The organism is Paraburkholderia monticola (genome assembly GCF_001580545.1).
Taxonomy (GTDB): domain Bacteria; phylum Pseudomonadota; class Gammaproteobacteria; order Burkholderiales; family Burkholderiaceae; genus Paraburkholderia; species Paraburkholderia monticola.
Map to the genome: position 1 here is coordinate 825,388 of NZ_LRBG01000039.1, position 22,554 is coordinate 847,941.

Sequence of the window (22,554 nt, forward strand, 5' to 3'; positions counted from 1 at the left end):
AGGCCGTAGAGGATATTCGCGAGTTACGTTCGCTATATACGACGTAGTCAACGCGTGTAGTTCACCACCGGCACGGAATACGAACTCGGTACGAAATCGGTACGGCTACTCTGCTGGGACGAACCATTCGCGGACGTTCCATAGCCGCTATTCTGCGCAGCCTGCTGTTGCGCCGAGACCTTTGCTTCGGCTGCCTGGATATTGGCCGGATAGTCGTCCGCACTTGCGTTGGACGGATCGTAACCGGCCTTTTCGAGCTGACTCAGTTCAGCACGCACCTGCGCACGCGTCACCGGCTCGTTGGATTGATTCGACTGGGCAAACGCCGCGAGCGGCGCGGCAATCAGAGCGGCGATCACCGCGGCTTCGATCAGCGACTTGATGGAATTCATGATTTCCAACCTCCAGACATGGCTTGATGCGATTGCCGCGGCGCCTGGTGCAACCATCGGCCATCCGCAGCGGTGAGGCCAGTGTAGAAGCCGATCACGCCACGTAGAAACCCCTGAACCATGAATTCACTGTTGCTATAACGACCACAATTCGCGATGAACTACACTGATATCGCCCAGCGACGCACCGCAGCCATCGCATTCGATCGAGGAGACCCACGCTCATGTCGCATCCCGTTGCCCTGCCGTCTTACCGCGACAGCGTGCGCGCCGAATGGGTCGATTACAACGGCCACATGCGCGACGCGTTCTACATGCTGGTCTTCAGTCTCGCGACCGACGTGCTGATCGATCTGATCGGCCTGCCCGATGCGGTACGCAAGGAACGGCATCGATCGATGTATACGCTCGAAGCGCATCTGAACTATCTTCACGAAATCAAACAAGGCACGCAGGTGCGCGTCGACATGCGTGTGCTCGGACACGACGCGAAACGAATTCATCTGTACCTCGAAATGTTCTCGCTGGACGCGTCGCCGAACCAACGTCCCGGTCCCGTCGCCGCGGGCGAGCAGATGCTGCTGCACGTCGATACCAACGGACCGCGTGGCGTCGCTTTCGATCCGGACGTCATAGCGCGCGTACACGAGCTTGCGCAAGCGCATGCGGCATTGCCGCCGGCGCGTTTCGCGGGACGCGTGATCGCTTTGCCTGCCACCACGCAACTGGAAACCACCACCCGAACGGAGTAACCATGCTTGAGCCGGAAATCGCCGCCTTCGTCGAACGTGCCAGCGCGCTTTATCCATCGCATCACGTGGCGATGACACCGCGCGAGCAGCGCGATCTCTACGACCGCTACGCCGCGATGCTGACGCCACCGCTGCCTGCCGGGCTCATCACAGAGGACGCGAGCTTCGACACCGACACAGGCCATGCGATCCCGCTACGGCTCTACCGGCATCCAGCGAAGGCAAGCGAAAACGCCACGATCCGCGGCAGGGTGCTGTATTTTCATGGCGGCGGCTTCGTGCTCGGCTCGCTGAACAGTCATCAAATGGTGACCGCGCGCCTCGCCGCCGACACCGGCCTCGACGTGATCGCGGTCGACTACCGGCTCGCGCCCGAGCATCGAGCGCCGGCCGCGCATGACGACTGCCTCGCGATTACACGTGCCGCGTTGAGCAACCGCCTGCCGTTCGACATGCCCGAGAACGCCGCCTTGCAACTCGCAGGCGACAGCGCCGGCGGCACGCTCGCGGCAAGCGTCGCGCTGCGCTTGCGCGATGAAGGTGTGAGCGGGGTGCGCGGCATCGCGCTCGTCTATCCGATGCTCGGCACCGAGCCGCAACTGCCCGCGCGTGACAGCGAGGCCCATGCGCCGATGCTGACGCTCGCGGACGTGCACAAGTTTCGGGACGCTTACTGGGGGAACAGCGAAGAAACCGGGGAAGCCGCACCCGGCCCCGCATGGACGATCCCGCTCGCGGCAACCCGCTTCGACGGTCTGCCGCCGACGCTCGCCATCGGCGCCGAGCACGACCCGTTACGCGATGACGCGCGCGTGTGGGTCGAACGGATTCGCGCGGCGGGTGGAGATGCCCGCCTCCTGATTGCCACGGGGCTCGTACATGGATGCTTGCGCGCGCTCGAAACGAGTCCCGGCGTGCAGGCCATGCACCGGGCTGTATGCGATTTTCTCCGGGAACACGCACGCCAATGACGCAGCGACGCGAATCGCCGCACCAGACGCGTTAGCGCAGCTCAGCGATTGCGGTCGCTACGCCATTGCGCAAACGTGACGAGATCGAGGCCGACCTCGCCCGGCTCGATACGGGTCCAGCCGTAGAACGCGTCGTCCCAGTCGGGAATGCTTTGCGGCGTCAGCGAACGGAACTTCATACCCGAACGATAGGCGAGGTCCGGCCAGAACAGCGGCATCACCTCGCGCACGGCGAGCTGGCGCAGCAGGTCGGACGGCCCACCCTCGTCGGCGACGATCTCGCCCTGCGAGATCCAGTCGTTCTCGGCCCACGCGACGAACACGCTCGGGTTGCCCGCGCCGTCGAACATCAGGATGACGTTCTGCTCGGGCCGCCAGTAATACTCGACGATGCCCTGCGCGGCCACCACTTCGTCGATCACCTTGCGCGTACGCGGATCGCAGTACGTCATGCCGTTTTCGCCGAGCGCGAGCCAGCCCGATTCCGCGCAATGGCGGCTCTTCGCGTCCTTCAGGAAATGCGTGAGGCGATTGGCCGAATCCGCGTCGGTCTTGCGCAGATACAGATCGACGATGCCGGCATTGAACGCCTTCACCGCGACCGTTTCATCGGCGACGCCGGTGAGCAGCACCTTCGCACAACGCAGATGCGAGATCGACGCCAGAAATTCGACGCCGCCGATGCCCGGCATGTCGTAGTCGACGACGACCGCCGCCACTTCCTCGAAGCGCGACGGCCGCGCGACGATGTCACGCTCCGCCGACGTTTCGACGAAGCGCTCGACACCCGGCTCGCTCAGACAGGCCGATGCCGCCGCGAACTCGAGCGAATTCTCGCGCGCGTGCTGGCGGATATAGCCGAGCGCCGCTTGCGGACGGGTAAAAAACAGATTCGTGTAGGTGCCAGGAAAAAACCGGCGCAGCGCGTCGAGGTAGCTGTCGTTATCGTCGACGAACACCACGGTGGACGGATAAAAAACGGGGGGTCGAATAAAGTTGTTCATATCTTCACGTGTTTCTCACGCCGCCGCTGCGAGCGCCGCGGACCAATCGGTCCGTATGGTGTCTCGCCAAACGACTGCCCAAGGAATGCCGGGCGATGTCTCGCCCGCGGGTCCGCATGATCAATGGGTTCTTGCCGCTACTTCCGGTCGCCGCCTGCCCTCGCCGCCGCTTTTCGATGCCGTTCGCGCGTCTCGGATGGCGCACTTTGACGGGCCCGCCGGCGTGTGCGCTGTAACCGAATCGCTGCAAGTCACTTTTACACGCCGGATAATCGAACCGGGGCGGCCGGTCGTCTCCAACGGTTCGTATAGTACAGGCTCCGCGCATTGGCAGTGCAACTTATATCGCATTGCCGCCCACACCAGTCGCGCGAATGCGGCGAAATTAATTGGGTCGAAAAGAAAATCACGGCAGGCGGAAAAAAATACTTTTTCCGTCGTCCAGGCGAATCGCCAATACGGCGCGCGCGCTGTTTTGGTGCCAGGTCCATTCGGACATCAACCATCGCGAAGCGTTGCCGTATGCGGACAAGAAGCGTCGATACCGGGAGGGTCGTTTATCATCGATTAATCGCAGTCGTTGAATGGTAGTTGCTTAGATATGACGAATACCGGCAAGTTGATGATAGTCGGGCTGCTCGTGGTCGACGCGGGCGTCGCAGGTTATCTGCTTTACCCCAGGGACGATCAGGCGCCGGCGGTGACCGGCGCGGTGACTCGCAGCGTCACCGGCGCACTGGACTCGGAACCGCAAACCGACACGACGCGTGCGGCTGGCGGCAGCGTGCTGCCGGCGGAACCGGTGAGCCCGCCGGCCGCGCCGCGCGCGGAGGTCCCGAACAACGTCGCGATCGCGCCGCAACCGGCACCTCCGCAGACGGATTCGGTCGCCCCGGCCCCGGCCCAGACTCAGGCACCCGTTCCCGCTCCGTCCCAGCCCGTCACAGCGGCCGCGCCCACACCGGGCGTCACGCCCGACTCGGGGCAAAGCGCCAGCGGGCGCATCGACAATGCAGCGCCCTCCGCGGCCAATCCGGCCGCAGTCGCACGCGCGCGCTCGAAACCGCAGTCTTACGCGCAGCAAAAGTCCCAGCCGAGGCCACAGTACGGACCTCGCGTCGACCAAACCCAAACCCAAACCCAGACCCAGGCCCAGGCCCGCCAGCGCGACGCCGCACATCCGAACGGCGCGAACCCTGTCGCCGCGATGTTGACCGATCAGCTGGTCAAGGAGTCCGCCAAGCCTGACCCGTCGCTGCCGATGCCTTCCGGCGTCACCGCGCCGATGCCGACTGACAACGGCAATGGCTACAGCGGTGGCACCGGCCGCAACACGAATCCGATTGCGCAGGCGATGACCGATCAATTGGTCCGGGAATCGTCGAAAGTAGCGCCGACGCACCCAGCCGCGCAGCCGCCGATCATCAAGCCCTGATCGACACTGCGCTTACGGCCGCGACGCCACTTCGTCGAGGTGCGCGAGCAGATCGGCCGGATCGTCGTAGACGCGCAACGCACCCGCACGCTCCAGTTCCTCGGTCCCGTAGCCACCCGACAGCAGGCCGACGCCGAGCGAGCGGCAGCGACGCGCGGCCAGCATGTCCCAGATGCTGTCGCCGACCACCACCGTGTGCTCGATCGGCACGCCGAGCCGCGCGGCCGCGGCGAGGAAGAGGTCGGGATCGGGCTTCGCGTATTTGACGTCGTCGCGCGTGACGACGACCGCCTTGGCCGGATCGACACCGAGCGCCGCCAGATTCAGCGCGGCGGTTTCCATCCGCCCGCTCGTCGCGACGGCCCACGGCGTGCCGGCCCTGGTCAGCGCGTCGAGCAGTTCGCGCGCACCCGGCAGCGGACACACCTGCGCGCGCATGCGCTGATAGGCGGCCGCGTGCGCGTGCCGCAGCCGTTCGGCGCGTTCGAGGCTGATTTCGCCATGCGTCTCCCGCAGCAACTGGTCCGTGAACAATCCACCGCTCATGCCGATCTTGCGATGAATGCGCCACACGGACAGCGCGATCCCCTCGCTGTCGAGCGCCTCTTTCCACGCCAGCACGTGTTGATAGACGCTGTCCACGAGCGTGCCGTCGAGATCGAAAAGAAAGGATGTCTGGATACGCATGCCGGCCTCCGGTGATGATGGGTAAAGCCACTATGCCATGTGTCGATGAAGCCGCGAGGACGGCCTCGATCCGCTTCGACGCGCACAATGCCTGCGCTCGATGGGTTCAGATCCGCACAAACCCGTAAGGATTTGCCCCAATTTCGCGCAGCCCCTCCCAGCGCGCACCGGAACAGGGTAAGCTTCGCCCCCTCGTTGTTTGCGCCGTCAACCGTTTTTCGAAAAATCCCCGCTTTATTTCCACGCTGAACGACCGGAGCGCACTTTCCGCGCCCTGCATCAGGCATTGGCACGTCAGTTGCTTTTGGCTGATGCGCCAATTCATTCGACCGCCGGCTCGAAGCCATGCAATGACATTGGCACAGCACTATTCGCAATAAAAAAGCGGGGGAATCACCGACATTTTTCGATTTTCACAATAACGCGCTATCGGAAGCGGAATACACACGCGACCGCACCCGGTGAATCGCGCAACGAGCCCAATTCAATCGAAAACACGCTTGTCAATCAAGGAACACATTATGAAAAAGACCCTGCTCGCAGCCGCGCTGTGCGGCGCCTTCACGATGTCCGCGCACGCACAAAGCAGCGTGACGTTGTACGGCCTGTTGGACACGAGCCTCGTCTACACGAATAACCAGCTTGGCCACAGCAACTGGCAGCTCTCGAGCGGCACCACCCAGAACACGGTGTTCGGCCTGAAAGGTTCGGAAGACCTCGGTGCGGGCCTGCACGCGGTCTTCAAGCTCGAGCAGGGCTTCTTGATGAACAACGGCGCGCAGGCGTTCGCCGGCAGCGCGTTCGGCTCGCAGGCGTGGGTCGGCCTGCAAAGCGATCCGTACGGCACGCTCACGTTCGGCCGCCAGTTCGACGTAATGAACGACGCCGTCGGCCCGCTGACGGCCGGCTTCAACACGTGGGGTGGCAGCATCGCCGCGCATCCGTTCGAAAACGACAACCTCGCCGCGAACTCGGTCGTGGTCAACAACTCGGTCAAGTACGCGAGCCCGGTGTATCACGGCGTCACGTTCGAAACGATGTACTCGTTCAGCAACAAGGCCGGCGACTTCGCGAACAACCGCTCGTACGGCTTCAGCCTCGCGTACGCAGAGGGCCCGTTGAACCTGGCGGCTGGCTACCTGCAGTTCAACAACGCGGGCAACGGCAGCGGCGCGGTGACCACCGGCGATACGAGCGCGAACTTCATCGCCGAACGCCAGCGCGTGTGGTCGCTCGGCGGCAACTATACGTTCGGCGCGGCGACCGTCGGCCTCGTCTGGAGCCACACGCAGATCGACAACGTCGCGGGCGTGTTCTCGTTCGGCACCGGCACCTATCTCGGCGCGGCGGGCGACGCCACCGGCACGCTCGGCGGATCGCTGCGCCTCGACAACTACGAGGTCAACGCAAAGTACGCGCTGACGCCGGCCTTGAGCGTATCGGGCGCGTACACCTTCACGCATGGCGCGTATAACGGCTCGTCGCCGGCATGGAACAGCGCGATGCTGCAGACCGACTACGCGCTCAGCAAGCGCACCGACTTCTACCTCGAAGGCGTGTACCAGAACGCGCACGGCGCGCCTGCGGATTCGGTGTTGTCGCACGCGATGATCAACACGCTGTCGCCGTCGTCGACGAGCACGCAGGTGGCGGTCACGGTGGGCATGCGTCACGCGTTCTGAGGTTCCGCGGCGCGGGTGTGACGGCGCGAAGCCCTCACGACTGCGCCGCCGCGATCACCTGCGACGCGAGCGCATGATGCTGGCCGCGTCGCGAGCGGATCGCGTGAATCTCCTCGATCACGCCGTCCGCGCGGCCGAGCCAGCGCACGCCGCGCAATGTAGTTGAGCATGCGGATTGGATACTTCGAAAAAACCGAAGCGTCGCTCAGGTTATCACCGCTTCATTCGAACCGCGAACAGGCTCATGATGGCGGTTCCGCCGCCCGCGGCGCTCTCGACTCGGCCACCTCATGGATTCCCTGCTCGCACTCGCTGTCGATCCCGCCGCCTGGGCCGCTCTCGTCACGCTGGTCGTGATGGAAATCGTGCTCGGCATCGATAATCTGATTTTCATTTCGATCCTCAGCAACCGCTTGCCGGAGGCGCAACGCGCGCGCACGCAGCGCATCGGGCTGCTGCTCGCGCTGGTGATGCGGCTGCTTCTGCTCAGCACCGTCGCGTGGATCGCGAAGCTGACCACCGTCGCGTTCACGCTGTTCGAGCATGGCTTTTCGTGGCGCGATCTGATCCTCATCGCCGGCGGCCTGTTCCTCGTGTGGAAGGCGACCAGCGAAATCCGCGAGCACGTGATTCCCGATGACGAACTCACCGCGAAAGCCGGCTCGACCGTGCAGCTGACCGTGGCGGCCGCGATCGGGCAGATCATCGTGCTCGACATCGTGTTTTCGGTCGACAGCATCATCACGGCGGTCGGCATGACCGAGCACTTGCCGATCATGTTCATCGCGGTGATCGTGTCGATTCTGGTGATGCTGTTCGCCGCGCAGCCGCTCGCGCGCTTTATCGATCGCAATCCGACCATCGTGATGCTGGCGCTGAGTTTCCTGCTCGTGATCGGCATGACACTGATCGCCGACGGTTTCGGCTCGCATGTACCGAAGGCCTATATCTACGCGGCGATGGCGTTCTCAGCGTTCGTCGAGTCGATGAACATGCTCGCGCGGCGCGCGAAACTGAAACGTGTGGCGAGCCATGCGGAGTGATCTCGTGACAGGCGTGCCTAGCGCGCTTTCCTGCGAGCGCTCTTGCCTGTCGTCGCGGCGCGCGGCGCTTCCTTCTCGAGCGGCGCACCGCCGTTCATCTGCTCGAGCCACGACAGCGTATCGACATACGACAGAAACTGCTTCAGATACCCCGGCGACAGCTCGCGCATCAACGACAACGCGCGATGCACGAGGCTGCTCGAATTGAGCGGCCCCGCGTTGCCGGGCACCTGCGCAAGCGACTGGCGCAGCTGCTTTTCGGTGCGGACTTTGGACCAGACTTCGCGGAAGTAGTCGACTGCGGGGAGTTCGGGATAGGCGGCAGCGTGCGGGGCATCGGTGCGCGCGTGGTGGCGGGCGAGTTGCTCGATGAGGGCCGCGAGCGTGGCGGTGTCGGCTGCGTTTGTTTCATCGGCTTCGCTGGCAATGGCGTGCGACGCGCTCTCGTCCACAGCCGCGCGCTCCACCCTCGCCGTATATTCGTCCAGTAATCCTGACAATCTTCGTTCCAGCACGCGCCGCGCCTCGCCGACATGCTGTGCCGCGCGCCGCGCGAGCGCGTCGAGCAGATGAAAACGCACCGGATCCAGTCGATCCGCGCCGCTCGCGCGCCATGCGTCGAGCGTCGCGCCAGTCGCGTGGATCGCGTCGTCGTCGATCATGGCGTTGCCGTCACGCGCGTCGTCAAGCACCGGGCTTCTCCGCTGGCGCCGCGCTCGACGGCCGCGGCACCGGCGCGATTTCGACGCGGCGATTCTTCGCGCGACCCGGTTCGTCGGCATTCGAACTAACCGGCTGCCCGGAACCGAACGCCGCCGCAAACGCCGACGACGCCGGCACACCCTCGTCGATCAGCGTGCGCGTGACCGTCAACGCGCGTTGCGCCGACAGCTCCCAGTTATCGGCGAACCGTCGATTGCCTTCGCGCAGGCGTTGATCGTCGGTGAAGCCGCTGACCATCAGGATCTGGTCGCTCGCGCGCAGATACGCGGACAGCGGCCCGGCGAGACTCTTCAGCAGCGCGCGGCCCTCGGGCTGCAATTGGGCGGAGTTCAGCGCGAACAGCACGTTGCCGCTAATGCCGATGCGGCCATTGACGAGCGTCACGCGCCCCGCCGCGAGCGGTCCAGCCAGGGCCTGCTCGAGCGTCTTGCGACGCTGCGTTTCGGCCTGGCGCTGCTTGACCTCCTGTTCGAGCTTGCTCGACAGTTCGAGCTGCACGCCGATCACGCCGACCAGAATCAGCACGAACGCGCCGAGCAGCACCGACATCAGATCGCCGAACGCGGCCCAGATCGGCGCGGCCGTTTCCACGCCGCCGTCGATGTCCTCAGTCATACCGCGTCGGCTCCGGCGGTCGCGCGCTGCGCGGCCAGCACCTGCAGATCTTCGACGATCTGCTTCTGCGACATGACGCTCAGGTCGACCACGTCACGCGCCTGCGCGACGTAGTAAGCGAGTTGCTCGTCGCTACGTGCCAGCGATTTGTCGAGCGCCGTCTCGATGCGTTCGAGGTGCGCGACGAGCTTGTCGTTCGCTTCGCCGAACATGCGCACGGCCGCACCGAACGCTTCGCCGAGGCTCGCGACCTCGACCGCGCTGCCGGTGACCTGCGCGGCGACCGTGCCGAGCTTGCCAGTCTCGTGCTCGAGGTGCTCCGTAAAGCGATTGCCGACGCGTTCGAGCAGATCCGCCGACGTCGAGACCAACGCATCGACTGCCGTGCGCTGTTCGGTCGACGCGTGGTTGACCGCATCGAGCAGCGTTTCCAGCGTGGCGAGCAAACGGCTGCGCTCTTCCAGCATGGCGGTATCGCGGACCATGCTGTCGGACAGTTTCTGGCGCAGCTCGGCGACGACTTCGGCAGCGGCCTTCGGCGCTTCCGACGCCGCCTGCACGAGGCGCTCGATCTCGGCGATCGTCGCGTTGGCATGCGTTTGCGTCTGCGCCGAAATATCGCGTGCGGTTTGCGCGAGTGCGTCGCAGATTTGCTGCTGACGGGTCGCGGTTTGCGCCCCGGTCTGTTGCCACTGGTCGCTGAGCTTCGCGGTCATCGCACCGAGCGCGTCGCTCCACGCTGCGAAGCGCTGTTCGTCGCGCGCGGCCAGGTCCGCTTGCAGGTTCGCCGCGGCCTTCGGTGCTTCAGCCGCTGCTTGCACCAGTCGATCGATTTCAGTGATCGTCGCGCTTGCATGTGATTGCGTCTGTGCAGAAATATCGCGTGCGGTTTGCGCCAGTGCGTCGCAGATTTGCTGCTGACGGCTCGCGGCTTGCTCCCCGGTCTGTTGCCATTGGTCGCTGAGCTTTGCAGTCATCGCACCGAGCGCGTCGGTCCACACGGCGAAGCGCTGTTCGTCGCGCGCGGCCAGGTCCGCTTGCAGGTTTGCCGCGGCCTTCGGCGCTTCAGCCGCTGCTTGCACCAGTCGATCGATTTCGGCAATCGTCGCACTGGCATGGGTCTGTGTCTGCGCCGAAATATCGCGTGCGGTTTGCGCCAGCGCGTCGCAGATCTGCTGCTGACGGCTCGCGGCTTGCGCACCCGTCTGTTGCCACTGATCGCTCAGCTTCGCGCCCATCGCGTCGAGCGCCTCGGCCCATGCGCCCAAACGCTGCTCGTCGCGCGCGCTCAGTGTCGTCTGCAAGTCCGTGTGCGAGCTGCCGACCGCGCCCAGCAACGCCGCCGCATGCTGCTCGAACGTCGCGGCAGCCCGCGCCAGCGCCTGCTCGTTGTTGGCGGCGAGCTTGTCGCCCGCGCTTTGCTGCTGCGCCAACGCATCGCCCCAGGACTGCGACATGGCGCTCGCCGTCGCTTCGAGCCGCGCGGACACGCCATCGAGCAACGCGGCCGAGCGCTGCTCGAACGTCTCGGCCACGCGTTCGATCGAAGCGCGCTGCTGCGCGGCCAGCTCGTCGCTCGCCTGCCGATGCCCGGCGAGCGCGTTGCTGCAAATCTCGGCGACGTTCGCACTGGTCGCCGCGAAGCCGCTCGACATACCGTCGAGCTGGCGCTGCACCGCTTGCGTCACCGCCTCGTGCAACGCGGCGGTCTCGCGCGCGACACCCGTCATCGTCGCTTCGACGACCGGCTGCAAGGCCCGGCCAGCGGCCTGGGCGCTGCCGGCCACGCTGTCCTTCAGCGACTGCTCGATCACACCGGCGAGGCGCAGATACGCCGCTTCGGTGCGGCCGTAAAACGCGTCGAGGCTCGCGATCTGCCGCTCGTTCGACACGGCGCTCTGCTGTTCGAGCGCGCTCATCATCGTCTGCAGACGTTCGACCAGCAGCGGCGTCGCTTCGGCCTGGCGTTGCAGCAGCCGGAAGCTTTCCTCACGCTGATGGCTCTGCGAGTAGACGCGCAAGGTCGTCGCGATCTTCACGTCGAGCTGTTGCGCCGCTTCGAGCCGCTCGCGGCGGCACAGCGCGGACAGCAGCCCGAGCATCGCCGAGGTCGCGACACCCGCGATCGACGTGCCGAACGCGAAGCCGAGCCCCTTGACCGGCGCGGCCAAAGACGCGCGGATCGCCTGCAGGTCGCTCGCGCTTTCGAGCGCGAGGCCGGTGCCGCGCAGCGTCATCACCATGCCGAGCAGCGTGCCGAGCATGCCGAGCAGCACCAGCAGGCCGACCAGATACGGCGTCAGCGCAGGGCCGGGCAGCGCGACGCGCTCGCCTTCGACACGCAGCCGCACGCTATTGCGCAGGCTCGGATGCACAGGTTCGAGAAACGCGGCGAGGCTCGGCGGCGGACCGGACAGCGCGGCGAGCGCACCCGTCAGCGTGGTGGTCGCCTGGCTGTAGCGGCGCATTTCGAGCGCGCCCAGCACGTAGAAGACGCCGATCAGCAGCGTGACGGCGAACGCGAGCGGATTGGAGAAGGCGTAACCGACGGCGATCCAGCACGCTGCGGCGAGCCCCGCGAGAAACACAACGAAATCGATACGATATCTGGACATGGGGTCCCAGTTAGCAGGTGCGAAGTGCCGCGAGCAGCCCTTCGACCGGTTGAAAACGAACATCCAGTTCGGCCAGCAACACGCTTTGCATGTCCTTGCGGAATGCGTCGAGCCAGGCGTCGGATGCGAGCGGCGCGACACGGCTGCCGGCCACGTTACTGTCGGCATGAGCCAAGGCTGGCTGGGGTTGCATCGAGTGCGCGCCGGCCTCACCTTCGGCCGGCCGCTGCCGCGTGGTATCGGCATCGGCGGCAACCTCAGTCTGCGCTTCTGCCTCGGTGAGCCTGCGCTGCTCACCCGCTCGCAAGCGCTCGAAGTGCCCACCAAGCAAGCCGGGCACCGCGCCGAGCAAAGTCCGCTCGCGCTCGCCGAGCGCACGCTCCATCACTGCATCGACGACCGCGAGCCGCGCGAGCGCCGGCCCTTGCGTCGCCAGCCGCGCGCGCAGCCGGCCGCGCAACGTGCCGATCGCCGTTTCCATCGACTGCTGAAGCGCCAGATAGCGCTGCCGGAACACCGCGTAGTCGGCTTGCGTATCGATGCCCACGCGCGGCGCGGACGACGGCGTCGAGCCTCGCCGCCGCTCGCCGGCGAGCACGCTATCAGTGGCAATCGCGCTCACCAGCGAGCGGCGCACGCGCGTGCACTCGTCCTCTTCCGCGCGGCCGAACGCGCGTGCGCCACCGGCAGCCGCCGGCGGCTTGCCGTCGAGCGCCGACGACAACGCGATCGCGTCGGTCCAGCCGAGCCACTGGCTCAGCCGATCCGCCAGCGATAGGCGCGATTCGGCGACGTCGGCCTCGGCGAGACGGGCCAGTAAGCGAACAAGCGCGGGCCCGCTGAGGGCGCTGCGCTGAGGGGCTTGCACCATACCACCCGAAGCAAAAAAGTCAGCAGTTTACACGCTGACGACGGCGAGTCCGAAGTCGCCCGCCCGAAGGCGGCTTAAAGACAGCATTTCGTCCGAGCGAGCAGGACATTCGCGCGTTTTCCCGAGCGCGGTTTTTTGCCGATAGCGAAGCAGGCCCATCCCTGTATAAGATGAAAGCTCACGCCTCGCCACCCGCTCGAACACGGCGGAGCGTCGACAACACACAGAACACACGCAAGGCAGACAGGGAGCATGAAATTCGATACCGTGGTGCTCGGCGCCGGCATTGTCGGGGTAAGCGTCGCCGTGCATCTGCAGAAACGCGGGCGCGCCGTCGCGCTGATCGACCGCAAGCTGCCGGGCAACGAGACGTCGTTCGGCAACGCCGGGCTGATCCAGCGCGAAGGCGTCTATCCGTACGCGTTTCCGCGCGGGCTCGGCACCCTGCTGCGCTATGCGCGCAACCAGTCTCCCGACGTGCGCTATCACGCCGACGCGATGCTCGAAGTCGCGCCGTTTCTGTGGCGCTACTGGCGCAACTCGCATCCGGCGAAGCACGCGGAAATCGCGAAGTCGTACGCGACGCTGATCGAACATTGCGTCAGCGAACATCGCGCGCTGGCCGCTGACGCCGGCGCGAGCGCGCTGCTGCGGCCAATCGGCTGGATCAAGGTGTTTCGCCATGCCGCCGCGCGCGACGCCGAAACCATGATCGCCGAGCGCTGGCATCGCGAGTACGGTGTCGAGTTCGAAACACTCGACGCGCCACGCCTGCAACAGCTCGAACCCGATCTCGACAAGCGCCTGCAAGGTGGACTGCGCTATCCGCAATCCGATTCCGTCAGCGATCCGAACGCGCTCGTCACCGCGTACGCGCGGTACTTCGAAGCCCTCGGCGGGCAGTTTTTCTTTGGCGACGCCGACACGCTGCGCGAGGGCTGGCAGGTCGAGACGCGGGAAGGGGCGATCACGGCCACCTCGGCGGTGATCGCGCTCGGACCGTGGTCGGATCGCGCGAGCACGCGGCTCGGGTATCGGCTGCCGCTCGCGGTCAAACGTGGCTATCACATGCACTACGCGCCGCGTCGGGCCGCGCATCTGAATCATCCGATTCTCGACGTCGAGCACGGCTATGTGCTCGCGCCGATGGCGCGCGGCATCCGCCTGACCACGGGCGCCGAAATCGCGCTAGCCGATGCTGCCAAGACGCCGGTACAGCTCGATGCGGTCGAGCCGATCGCGCGCACGCTGTTTCCGCTCGGCGAACGTCTGGACGCCGAACCGTGGATGGGGCGCCGCCCCTGTACGCCGGACATGATGCCGATCATCGGGCCGGCGACGAAACATCAGGGACTCTGGTTCGCGTTCGGCCATGCGCATCATGGTTTAACGCTCGGACCGGTCACGGGGCGACTGATCGCCGAGATGATGACCGGCGAGCCAACGCTGGTCGATCCGCGGCCGTTTCGGGTCGAGCGGTTTTAGCCGGATTGTCCGAGGCGCGATCGAGCGGGCGCCGGACCATGTTATCTCGATGAAAGAATCGACAGGCAAAAGTAGCCGCCGACGGTCGTCTTGAACGGCCACTTTTGTCCGTCTTCCGCGTCCGCCACAACGGCGCCGACGCTCGAAACCTCTATCGCCGCTCTCGGCGAACCACCCTCTCATTGACGTCAAACCAGCCAAATCGGCGGCGTTTTCACGTCAATCTCTTATATCTAACATCGAAGTCACCCTTCCAGCGATTCATCAAAGAAGCCTCTCGTCAAGAATTTTGTTGAGAACGCTTCTCAATTACGCAGCAATTACCTACAATCCGGACCGCAAACTCTTTGTAATAAACATGGAATGCACGGGTAAGGAAACTGACACCTGCCCCGGCTTCCCGAACTCGACGGGGATGAACATGAAGTTGCGGTCCGACGATCCGAAGCTCGGCAAAATCAGCACGACACTGTGCGGCGTACTGGCCGCCGGCCCCGCCCTCGCGCAGGGCACCACGGCCGCCGCGCCGCCCGACCGAGAGGGCCAGCTCGCGCCGATTTCCGTGCAAGGCCAAGCGGACGACGGCTTCAAGACCGATCACTCCGCGTCGGACAAATTCACCGCGCCGCTCCTCGATACGCCGAAGTCCGTCACCGTGATTCCCGAGGAACTGATTCGCAGCACCGGCGCGTCGACGCTGACCGAAGCGCTGCGCACCGTGCCCGGCATCACGTTCGGCGCGGGCGAAGGCGGCAACCCGCTCGGCGACCGCCCGTTCATTCGCGGCTACGACGCGCAGGGCAGCACGTTCGTCGACGGCATGCGCGATATCGGCGCGACCACCCGTGAAGTGTTCAACATCGACAGCATCGAGGTCACGAAAGGCTCGGACGGCACGTTCGGCGGACGCGGCGGCGCGGGCGGCAGCATCAACCTGATCTCGAAGACGCCGCATCTGGGCACTAGCGCAGACGGCAGCGTCGGCCTCGGCACCGACCGCTATCGCCGCTTCACCGCCGACGGCAACTGGCAGATGGCCGACCATGCGGCGTTCCGCCTGAACGTGATGAGCCACAACAACGACGTGCCCGGTCGCGACGCGGTCAACAACGAACGCTGGGGCATCGCGCCGTCGTTCACGTACGGCCTCGGCACGCCGACCCGGGTGAGCGCCAGCTACTACCACCTCAGTACCGACGATCTACCCGACAGCGGGATTCCGTACTACTACACGACGACCAACAAGCCGGCGGGCGTCAGCACGATCTACCCGGCGCCGGTGAACCGCCACAATTTCTACGGCCTGATCGACCGCGACTTCCGCAAGACGAACTCGGACGTCGGCACCGTGCGCATCGAGCACGACATCAATAGCGATCTGACGATCCGCAACACGACGCGTTACACGAAGTCGTCCCAGGACTACATCTGGACCCAGCCCGACGACAGCCAGGGCAACGTCGTCAACGGCATGGTGTGGCGCCGCGCGAATACGCGTGCGAGCGACGTCTATAGTCTCGCGAATCAGACCGAACTGTTCGGCGAGTTCAGGACCGGTTTCCTGAAGCACAGCTTCACGACCGGCATCGAGTTATCGCGCGAAACCAGCGTCAACGATTCGTACACCGTGGCGGCCGCGACCGGGGCGATCTGCCGGACCAATGGTATCGGCGCGGCATCGGGCTATAACTGCACGAGTCTATGGACGCCGAATCCGAACGATCCCTGGTCCGGATCGGTCAGGCAGACTAACGATCCGAGCGAGCAGCGCACCATCACCCGATCGGCCTACGCGTTCGATACGATCGAACTCACGAAACGCTGGCAGGCCAACGTCGGCCTGCGCGTCGACGATTACTCGACCGATCTGCGCAACACGGTCGCCAACGGCGCGACGCACGTGTCGCGCGACGACACGCTGTTCAACTACCAGTTCGGCCTCGTCTTCAAGCCGGCGTCGAACGGCAGCATCTACGCGTCGATCGCAACCTCGTCGACGCCGGCCGGCGCGCTGCTCGGCCAGGGCAGCGAAACACAGTCGCTGACGCCGGGCCGTGGCGGCGTCGGTCTGAACGCGGCGGAGCTGTCGCCGGAAAAGAACCGCAGTATCGAAGTCGGCAGCAAGTGGAACGTGCTCGACAACAAGCTTTCGCTGACCGGCGCGCTGTTCCAGATCGATACGACCAATGCGCGTGTGACGCTGCCGGACAATAGCTATGCGATGGTCGGCAACAAGCGTGTGCAGGGATTCGAGTTCGGCGTGGCCGGTCAGTTGACCAGCAAGTGGCAGGTGTTCGGCGGCTACACGTATCTGAAGAGCGAGCTGCGCAACAACGGCAAGACCACCTCGGATAACGGCCATCAGTTCCCGAACACCCCGAAGAACAGCATCAGCCTGTGGACCAACTACGAGGTGCTGCCGAAGTTCACGATCGGCGGTGGCGCGTTCTATATGTCGCAGGTCTATGGCGATACGGCGAATCTGCGCGCGGTGCCGTCGTACTGGCGCTTCGACGGCATGGCGACCTATCGCGTCAACAAGCACGTCGATCTGCAACTGAACGTGCAGAACATGTTCAATCGCACGTACTACGACCAGGCGTACGCGGCGCACTATGCATCGATCGCACCGGGCCGCTCCGCGTTTCTGACGCTCAACGCGCACTACTGATACCGCGCGTGATGAACGAGGTCACCTTGAAGGCGCTCGCCAACGTGTCGCGCGACGAACTCGCCGCCATCCTCGCGGGGCCGCCCGAGCGCGCCGCCGCGTGGGTCGCGGCGGCCGCGCGAAACGGCATCGTCGAGGCGCAGGCCGTGTATGGCCAATACCTTCTCGACGGACACGGCGTCGAGCGCGACGTCGACGAGGCGTTCGTCTGGTTCCGGCACGCGGCGCGGCGCGATCATCCGATGGCGATGAACATGCTCGGCCGCTGCTACGAACATGGCTGGGGCACCACCGCATGCGCGCCGGTCGCCGTGTACTGGTATCGGCTCGCCGCACGGGCGGGGCTCGATTGGGGCATGTACAACTATGCGTCGGCATTGGCGCTTGGTCATGGCGTCGAACGCGATCGCGTGCAGGCGTTGCAGTGGTTCCGGCGCGCGGCAGAACTTGGGCATGCGAAGTCGCTGAACTTCGTCGGCAGCTTTTACGAGGACGGTTGGACAGTCGACGCCGATCCGAATGCCGCGCTCGACTACTATCGACGCGCGGCGCAAGGTGGCGATTTTCGCGGTCAGTTCAACTATGCACGGCTGCTTGCGGAACGAGGCGAAATCGCCGAAGCACTGCAATGGTTGCAGCGCGTGCCGCGCACCGCGACAGCCGCGTTCCTCACGAAAATGCGTGGCTGGCTGGCGGCTTCTCCGATCGGCGCTTTCCGCTCACTCGAACGGAGCCTCGCCGCAAGCGCCAACCCGGATTCGCGCGCGAACGCGCAAGCCAGCACCGCGCCGAACCTCACGCGAGAACCGCGCACATGATGCTGCATCTGCCAGCCGTGCTCAGCAAACAGCAGGTCGCGCAATGCCGCGACATGCTCGATGCGGCGCAGTGGATCGACGGCAACGCGACCTCCGGCCAACAATCGTCGCAGGCCAAGCGCAACCAGCAGCTCCCCGAAGGCTCGCCCGCCGCGCGTGCGATCGGCGACGCGATTCAGGACGCGCTCGGCCGCAACCCGCGCTTCTTTTCCGCCGCCCTGCCGCTGAAAGTCTTCCCGCCGCTGTTCAATCGCTATGCAGGCGGCGACGGTTTCGGCACGCACGTCGACAACGCGATCCGCCAGTTGCGCGGCACGGACTTCCGCATCCGCAGTGACCTGTCGGCGACACTGTTTCTCGCCGAGCCCGACAGCTACGACGGCGGCGAGCTTTGCATCGAGGACACCTACGGCGTGCATCGCGCGAAGCTGCCGGCCGGCGACATGGTGCTCTATCCCGCTTCGAGCCTGCATCACGTGAGCCCGGTCACGCGCGGCGTGCGCGTCGCGTCGTTCTTCTGGATCCAGAGCATGGTGCGCGACGACGGCCAGCGCGCGACCCTGTTCCAGCTCGACAACGACGTGCAGACGCTCGCCGCGCAACGAGGCTCGAACGACGCGACCGTCGTGAGCCTCACCGGGATCTATCACAATCTGCTACGTCGCTGGGCCGATGCCTGAAGCAGGCCGAAGACGCCGGAGACAATAAAAAACGCCGCGGGCCAACAGCCCCGCGGCGTTCTTCATCGAGCCGGACGAACCTCGATCAAGCCGTCACGGCAGCCCGTCGCGGCGCGACCGCCGATACCACGAAGCTCACGACGATATTCGCGACCAGCGCGATCAGGCCGATATACAGCGGATAGTTCTCGTGGCCGAAATGCAGCCCGTACACCGGCTTGAGCCCTTGCGAAATCGCGAGGCCCGTGCCGAGCACGATACCGACGAGCCAACCGAGGAACAGACCCTGCGTGTTCAGACGACGCGTGTATAGCGAGAACACGACGGCCGGGAAAATCTGCAGAATCCACACGCCGCCGAGCAGTTGCAGATCGATCGCGTACTGCGTCGGCAGGAACACGATGAACAGCAGCGCGCCGAACTTGACGACCAGCGACACGATCTTCGCATTGGCCGCTTCCGCTTGAGGCGTGATGTTCGGCGACACCAGCGGACGCCACAGATTGCGCGTGAACAGATTCGCCGCGCCGATCGACATGATCGCGGCCGGCACCAGCGCGCTGATCGCAATCGCGGCGGCCGCGAAGCCGACGAACCACTGCGGGAACAGCGTGCCGAACAGGGCCGGCACGACGTCGCTCGCCGACTTCACGTTCACGCCCGCCGCGATCGCCATATAGCCGAGCAGCGCGATCAGGCCGAGCAGCACCGTGTAAGCGGGCAGGAAGATCGCGTTCTTGCGCACCGTCTTCGCCGACGCCGACGACAGCACCGCCGTCATCGTATGCGGATACATGAACGCGGCGAGCGCCGAGCCGAGCGCAAGCGATGCGAACGCGGTGTACTGATTCGGCTTCAGCAGGATGCCGGTCGCGCCGCCCTTCGCCTGGAAGTGCGCGTCGGCCAGTTCGAACACGTGCCCATAGCCGCCGAGCTTCACCGGAATCAGCCATACCGCTGCGATCACGACGATATAGATCATGATGTCCTTGACGAACGCGATCATCGCCGGCGCGCGCAGACCGCTCGCATACGTGTAGAGCGCGAGAATCACGAACGCGACGATCAGCGGTGTTTCGCCACCGACGCCCAGCCCCCTGATCACGACCTGCATGCCGACCAGTTGCAGCGCGATATACGGCATCGTCGCGACGATGCCGGTCAGCGCGACGGCCGCTGGGAACCACTTGCCGCCGTATTCGCCGTGCACGTAGTCCGCCGCCGTGATGTGGTTCTTCGCGTGCGCGACCTTCCACAGCTTCGGCATCACCGCGAACACGAACGGATAGACGATGATCGTGTACGGCAGCGCGAAGAAGCCATACGCGCCCACCGAATAAACGAGCGCAGGCACCGCGATCACCGTATAGGCGGTGTAGAAATCGCCGCCGACGAGGAACCACGAAATGACCGTGCCGAACTGTCGGCCGCCGAGGCCCCACTCGTGCAATTGCGTCAGATCGCCGCGTTTCCAGCGCGCGGCAAAAAAGCCGATCACCGTGACGAGCACGAAGAAGGCGACGAAGACGGTCATCGCGACCGGGTTCACAGGATTCAGTTCGCTCATTTGAGACCTCGATACACGATGTAAATCAGCAGCGAGGTCAACGGCACCCACAGAAACTGATACCAGTAGAAGAACGGAAAGCCCGCGAGCGACGGATGCGTGTCGTTATAAAACGGCAGCCACAGCAGGGCGATATAAGGAATCAGCAGAATGAGCCAGAGCCATGAACGGCCGGCCGAGGGGGAGGTCTCCACGAACGTCTCCTGAATATTATCGACAGCACGCGCGATGGCTCGTGGCCGGGCGCGCGGATGCCTGGTTGCCTGAGGTCAGGCGGAAAATCGGGGAACGTCGCACACTCCCCGCCAAGACTCACGCGGCGCGGTATGCGACGGGCATGTAGTATTCGCCTTCACGCACCGCCTTACAAGCGCGCAACTACGTAAGCCGACTACGTAATAATACGTAGCCCGCTAGCCGGTTTTCGACGATGAAACTCAAAGCAAAGATTGTGTTGCTCGCGATCGTGCCCTTCATGGTGGCGATCGTCAGCATCGAGACGGGCGTGCGCCGCGAAGCCACGGCGCTCGCCGAGCGTCAGCATGCGACCACCCAGGCCGCGTACCTGGCGAGCAAGGAAATCGAGCTCAAGCACTACGTCGAACTCGCCACCACCGCGATCGCGCCGCTCTACGAAGCCGGCCGCGACAATGCGCGCGACGACGCGCTGCTGCGCACGCGCGCGCTCGCCGTGCTCGAAAAAATGAATTTCGGCGAGGACGGTTACTTCTTCGTCTACGACATGCACGGCCGCACGCTGATGCATCCGCGCGAGCCGGACCTGGTGGGTCGCGATCTGTGGTCGTTGCGCGATAGCCAGGGCACGCCGACGATCCAGCAACTGCTGGCAGCGGCCGCGCGCGGCGGCGGCTACGTGCGGTATCTGTGGCATCGGCCGTCGACCGGCAAGGTCGAGTCGAAGCTCGGCTACGTGGTACCGCTCGAGCGCTGGGGCTGGATGCTCGGCACCGGCATCTATCTCGACGACGTCGACACGACGCTCGCGCATATCGACGCCGAAGCTGCGGCCAATATCGCTCGCACGATGAAGTGGATCGACGCGATCGCGCTGGCGGGGCTCGCGGTCATTGCGCTGTGCGCGCTGGTGCTGAACGTGACCGAATACCGCAGCGCCGACGCGAAGTTGAAGCGTCTCGCGCAGCAAGTGGTCGAGTCGCAGGAAAACGAACGCGCGCGGCTGTCGCGCGAATTGCATGACGGTATCAGTCAGATGATGGTGTCCGTCAAGCTGCTGCTCGAATCGGCGCTCGCGCGGCTCGAACGCGGCGACGTGCGTGTCCCGGCCGCAGAGTCCGCGTTGTCCACCGGACTCGCGCGGCTCGGCGATACGCTGCGAGAAATCCGCCGCATCTCTCACGCGCTGCGTCCGTCGATGCTCGACGATCTCGGCGTCGCGGCCGCGCTCGAACAGCTGACGCGCGAACTCGGCGACGAGTCCGGCATCGCGATCGGCTTCACGCAGATCGCGCACACGCATGCGGCTACCTTGCCCGATGCGGTCAACACCGTGCTGTTTCGCATCGCCCAGGAAGCGCTGACGAACATCGTGCGGCATGCGCAGGCGTCGAGCGCGGCGCTGGCGCTCGAAGTCTCACGCGATGCGGTCACGCTGGCGATTTCCGACAACGGCCGCGGCTTCGATGTGAGCGACGCCTTCGTCGGCGGACGTGAAGGTGTCGGGTTGCGCAATATGCGCGAACGGCTCGAAGCGCTCGGCGGCATGCTGTCGTTGAGCTCGCAGCCAGGTCATACCGTCGTCACCGCGCGCGTGCCGCTGCCAACGACGCACGCAACGGTGCCGCCCTTGCAGGAACTCTCTTCATGAACGACTCGACCACTCCTTCCATCGCGCGTCTGCTGCTCGTCGACGATCATCCGCTCGTGCGCGACGGTCTGCGCGCACGCCTCGAAGCAGTGCGCCATTTCGAGGTGGTCGGCGAAGCGGGCGACGCGCAGGAAGCGCTCGCGCTCGCCGAACGACAGTCGCCGCATCTCGCGCTGATGGATGTCGGCATGAAAAGCGGTATGAACGGCATTGCGTTGGCCGGCCTCTTTCACGAGCGTTTTCCGGCGATTCGCGTGCTGATGCTGTCGATGCACGACAACCTCGAATACGTCACCCAGGCGGTACGCGCGGGCGCTAGCGGCTATGTGTTGAAGGATTCGCCCGCGCTCGAAATCATTCAGGCGATCGGCGCGGTGCTCGACGGCAAGACGTTCTTCAGCGCGGAACTGAGCGCGCGGCTGATCCAGGCATCGGCGACGCAATCGCCGGTCGAACGTTTGACGCCGCGCGAGCGCGACATTCTCGATGCGCTCGCCGAAGGTCTGTCGAGCAAGCAGATCGCCCAGCGTAACGATCTGTCGGTGCGAACCGTGGAGACGCATCGGTTGAATCTGAAGCGCAAGCTCGACATCGAAGGCCAGGCCGAGTTGATCAAGTTCGCGGTCGAGAATCGGCGCAACAAGCGTTGAAGGTTGGGGCAGCGCGATAATAGGCGGTCCACACCCGGAGCGACGAC

Annotated in this window: 20 protein-coding genes and 1 pseudogene; 11 read left to right on the top strand and 10 right to left on the bottom strand. The window is 65.0% G+C overall.

Annotation, left to right across the window (positions count from 1 at the left end; translation table 11 throughout):
- Positions 1-47 precede the first annotated feature (47 nt).
- On the bottom strand, positions 48-392 hold the full coding sequence (locus CI15_RS34845; RefSeq protein WP_062138225.1) for a DUF4148 domain-containing protein: 345 nt from the start codon (positions 390-392) through the stop codon (positions 48-50).
- A gap of 224 nt (positions 393-616) precedes the next feature.
- Between CI15_RS34845 and CI15_RS34850 the strand changes: the two genes are divergently transcribed.
- The gene (locus CI15_RS34850) at positions 617-1,144 is read left to right on the top strand and encodes a thioesterase family protein (RefSeq protein ID WP_062138228.1); all 528 of its coding nucleotides are present in this window, start codon (positions 617-619) and stop codon (positions 1,142-1,144) included.
- Positions 1,145-1,146: 2 nt separating this feature from the next.
- Positions 1,147-2,115, top strand: coding sequence for an alpha/beta hydrolase (locus tag CI15_RS34855; protein ID WP_062138230.1), 969 nt, complete (start codon positions 1,147-1,149; stop codon positions 2,113-2,115).
- Between the two features lie 41 nt (positions 2,116-2,156).
- Here the strand turns inward: CI15_RS34855 and CI15_RS34860 are convergent, their stop codons facing one another.
- A complete protein-coding gene (locus tag CI15_RS34860; RefSeq protein ID WP_062138232.1) occupies positions 2,157-3,119 on the bottom strand; it encodes a response regulator in 963 nt (320 codons plus the stop codon).
- 601 nt (positions 3,120-3,720) lie between these two features.
- On the opposite strand from CI15_RS34860, the gene CI15_RS34865 reads away from it, so the two are divergent.
- Positions 3,721-4,554 (top strand): hypothetical protein, encoded by an 834-nt coding sequence (locus tag CI15_RS34865; RefSeq protein WP_062138234.1) that lies wholly within the window; start codon positions 3,721-3,723, stop codon positions 4,552-4,554.
- Between the two features lie 12 nt (positions 4,555-4,566).
- Here the strand turns inward: CI15_RS34865 and CI15_RS34870 are convergent, their stop codons facing one another.
- Positions 4,567-5,241, bottom strand: coding sequence for an HAD family hydrolase (locus CI15_RS34870; RefSeq protein WP_062138236.1), 675 nt, complete (start codon positions 5,239-5,241; stop codon positions 4,567-4,569).
- Between the two features lie 521 nt (positions 5,242-5,762).
- On the opposite strand from CI15_RS34870, the gene CI15_RS34875 reads away from it, so the two are divergent.
- Complete coding sequence (locus CI15_RS34875; protein ID WP_062138238.1) at positions 5,763-6,923, top strand: porin; 1,161 nt, start codon at positions 5,763-5,765, stop codon at positions 6,921-6,923.
- 34 nt (positions 6,924-6,957) lie between these two features.
- Here CI15_RS34875 and CI15_RS36915 read toward each other — a convergent pair.
- Positions 6,958-7,080: pseudogene (locus tag CI15_RS36915) on the bottom strand (LysR family transcriptional regulator); the annotation flags it as partial.
- 133 nt (positions 7,081-7,213) lie between these two features.
- On the opposite strand from CI15_RS36915, the gene CI15_RS34880 reads away from it, so the two are divergent.
- Complete coding sequence (locus tag CI15_RS34880; protein WP_062138240.1) at positions 7,214-7,966, top strand: TerC family protein; 753 nt, start codon at positions 7,214-7,216, stop codon at positions 7,964-7,966.
- A gap of 17 nt (positions 7,967-7,983) precedes the next feature.
- Here CI15_RS34880 and CI15_RS34885 read toward each other — a convergent pair whose 3' ends face one another.
- Genes CI15_RS34885 through CI15_RS34900 form a run of 4 tightly spaced genes read right to left on the bottom strand, consistent with a single transcriptional unit; the run spans position 7,984 to position 12,790 of the window.
- Positions 7,984-8,625, bottom strand: a complete 642-nt coding sequence (locus tag CI15_RS34885; protein WP_062138434.1) for a DUF2894 domain-containing protein — start codon at positions 8,623-8,625, stop codon at positions 7,984-7,986.
- A 25-nt stretch (positions 8,626-8,650) separates the two neighbouring features.
- Complete coding sequence (locus CI15_RS34890; RefSeq protein WP_062138242.1) at positions 8,651-9,304, bottom strand: OmpA family protein; 654 nt, start codon at positions 9,302-9,304, stop codon at positions 8,651-8,653.
- Positions 9,301-11,919 (bottom strand): DUF802 domain-containing protein, encoded by a 2,619-nt coding sequence (locus CI15_RS34895; RefSeq protein WP_062138244.1) that lies wholly within the window; start codon positions 11,917-11,919, stop codon positions 9,301-9,303. The genes CI15_RS34890 and CI15_RS34895 overlap by 4 nt, the downstream gene beginning before the upstream one ends.
- 10 nt (positions 11,920-11,929) lie before the next feature.
- A complete protein-coding gene (locus tag CI15_RS34900; RefSeq protein ID WP_062138246.1) occupies positions 11,930-12,790 on the bottom strand; it encodes a DUF3348 domain-containing protein in 861 nt (286 codons plus the stop codon).
- 252 nt (positions 12,791-13,042) lie between these two features.
- Between CI15_RS34900 and CI15_RS34905 the strand changes: the two genes are divergently transcribed.
- The 4 genes from CI15_RS34905 to CI15_RS34920 all read left to right on the top strand — a co-directional run bounded on the left by CI15_RS34905 (position 13,043) and on the right by CI15_RS34920 (position 18,444).
- Positions 13,043-14,275, top strand: a complete 1,233-nt coding sequence (locus CI15_RS34905) for an NAD(P)/FAD-dependent oxidoreductase (protein WP_062138248.1) — start codon at positions 13,043-13,045, stop codon at positions 14,273-14,275.
- Positions 14,276-14,696: 421 nt separating this feature from the next.
- Positions 14,697-16,946 (top strand): TonB-dependent receptor, encoded by a 2,250-nt coding sequence (locus tag CI15_RS34910; protein ID WP_062138436.1) that lies wholly within the window; start codon positions 14,697-14,699, stop codon positions 16,944-16,946.
- 11 nt (positions 16,947-16,957) lie between these two features.
- A complete protein-coding gene (locus tag CI15_RS34915) occupies positions 16,958-17,764 on the top strand; it encodes a tetratricopeptide repeat protein (RefSeq protein ID WP_062138250.1) in 807 nt (268 codons plus the stop codon).
- Entirely contained in the window at positions 17,761-18,444 is a 684-nt protein-coding gene (locus CI15_RS34920) for a Fe2+-dependent dioxygenase (RefSeq protein WP_062138252.1), read from the top strand. The genes CI15_RS34915 and CI15_RS34920 overlap by 4 nt, the downstream gene beginning before the upstream one ends.
- Before the next feature lie 85 nt (positions 18,445-18,529).
- Here CI15_RS34920 and mctP read toward each other — a convergent pair whose 3' ends face one another.
- Together mctP and CI15_RS34930 are read right to left on the bottom strand one after the other, a co-directional pair.
- Positions 18,530-20,011, bottom strand: a complete 1,482-nt coding sequence (gene mctP / locus CI15_RS34925; protein WP_062138254.1) for a monocarboxylate uptake permease MctP — start codon at positions 20,009-20,011, stop codon at positions 18,530-18,532.
- Positions 20,008-20,205, bottom strand: a complete 198-nt coding sequence (locus tag CI15_RS34930; RefSeq protein WP_062138256.1) for a DUF3311 domain-containing protein — start codon at positions 20,203-20,205, stop codon at positions 20,008-20,010. The genes mctP and CI15_RS34930 overlap by 4 nt, the downstream gene beginning before the upstream one ends.
- Before the next feature lie 236 nt (positions 20,206-20,441).
- Here CI15_RS34930 and CI15_RS34935 point away from each other — a divergent pair, with 236 nt between their 5' ends.
- Positions 20,442-21,857 carry a cache domain-containing protein gene (locus CI15_RS34935; RefSeq protein ID WP_062138258.1) on the top strand — a complete coding sequence of 472 codons (1,416 nt, stop codon included), beginning with the start codon at positions 20,442-20,444 and terminating at the stop codon, positions 21,855-21,857.
- On the top strand, positions 21,854-22,507 hold the full coding sequence (locus tag CI15_RS34940) for a response regulator (RefSeq protein WP_062138260.1): 654 nt from the start codon (positions 21,854-21,856) through the stop codon (positions 22,505-22,507). The genes CI15_RS34935 and CI15_RS34940 overlap by 4 nt, the downstream gene beginning before the upstream one ends.
- Positions 22,508-22,554 lie beyond the last annotated feature (47 nt).

Coding starts and splice junctions, on each gene's coding strand:
- CI15_RS34855 (WP_062138230.1), top strand. CDS start 1,147: ATGCTTGAGCCGGAAATCGCCGCCTTCGTCGAACGTGCCAGCGCGCTT.
- CI15_RS34850 (WP_062138228.1), top strand. CDS start 617: ATGTCGCATCCCGTTGCCCTGCCGTCTTACCGCGACAGCGTGCGCGCC.
- CI15_RS34910 (WP_062138436.1), top strand. CDS start 14,697: ATGAAGTTGCGGTCCGACGATCCGAAGCTCGGCAAAATCAGCACGACA.
- CI15_RS34890 (WP_062138242.1), bottom strand. CDS start 9,304: ATGACTGAGGACATCGACGGCGGCGTGGAAACGGCCGCGCCGATCTGG.
- CI15_RS34940 (WP_062138260.1), top strand. CDS start 21,854: ATGAACGACTCGACCACTCCTTCCATCGCGCGTCTGCTGCTCGTCGAC.
- CI15_RS34860 (WP_062138232.1), bottom strand. CDS start 3,119: ATGAACAACTTTATTCGACCCCCCGTTTTTTATCCGTCCACCGTGGTG.
- CI15_RS34845 (WP_062138225.1), bottom strand. CDS start 392: ATGAATTCCATCAAGTCGCTGATCGAAGCCGCGGTGATCGCCGCTCTG.
- CI15_RS34905 (WP_062138248.1), top strand. CDS start 13,043: ATGAAATTCGATACCGTGGTGCTCGGCGCCGGCATTGTCGGGGTAAGC.
- CI15_RS34900 (WP_062138246.1), bottom strand. CDS start 12,790: ATGGTGCAAGCCCCTCAGCGCAGCGCCCTCAGCGGGCCCGCGCTTGTT.
- CI15_RS34895 (WP_062138244.1), bottom strand. CDS start 11,919: ATGTCCAGATATCGTATCGATTTCGTTGTGTTTCTCGCGGGGCTCGCC.
- CI15_RS34915 (WP_062138250.1), top strand. CDS start 16,958: ATGAACGAGGTCACCTTGAAGGCGCTCGCCAACGTGTCGCGCGACGAA.
- CI15_RS34920 (WP_062138252.1), top strand. CDS start 17,761: ATGATGCTGCATCTGCCAGCCGTGCTCAGCAAACAGCAGGTCGCGCAA.
- CI15_RS34865 (WP_062138234.1), top strand. CDS start 3,721: ATGACGAATACCGGCAAGTTGATGATAGTCGGGCTGCTCGTGGTCGAC.
- mctP (WP_062138254.1), bottom strand. CDS start 20,011: ATGAGCGAACTGAATCCTGTGAACCCGGTCGCGATGACCGTCTTCGTC.
- CI15_RS34875 (WP_062138238.1), top strand. CDS start 5,763: ATGAAAAAGACCCTGCTCGCAGCCGCGCTGTGCGGCGCCTTCACGATG.
- CI15_RS34870 (WP_062138236.1), bottom strand. CDS start 5,241: ATGCGTATCCAGACATCCTTTCTTTTCGATCTCGACGGCACGCTCGTG.
- CI15_RS34880 (WP_062138240.1), top strand. CDS start 7,214: ATGGATTCCCTGCTCGCACTCGCTGTCGATCCCGCCGCCTGGGCCGCT.
- CI15_RS34935 (WP_062138258.1), top strand. CDS start 20,442: ATGAAACTCAAAGCAAAGATTGTGTTGCTCGCGATCGTGCCCTTCATG.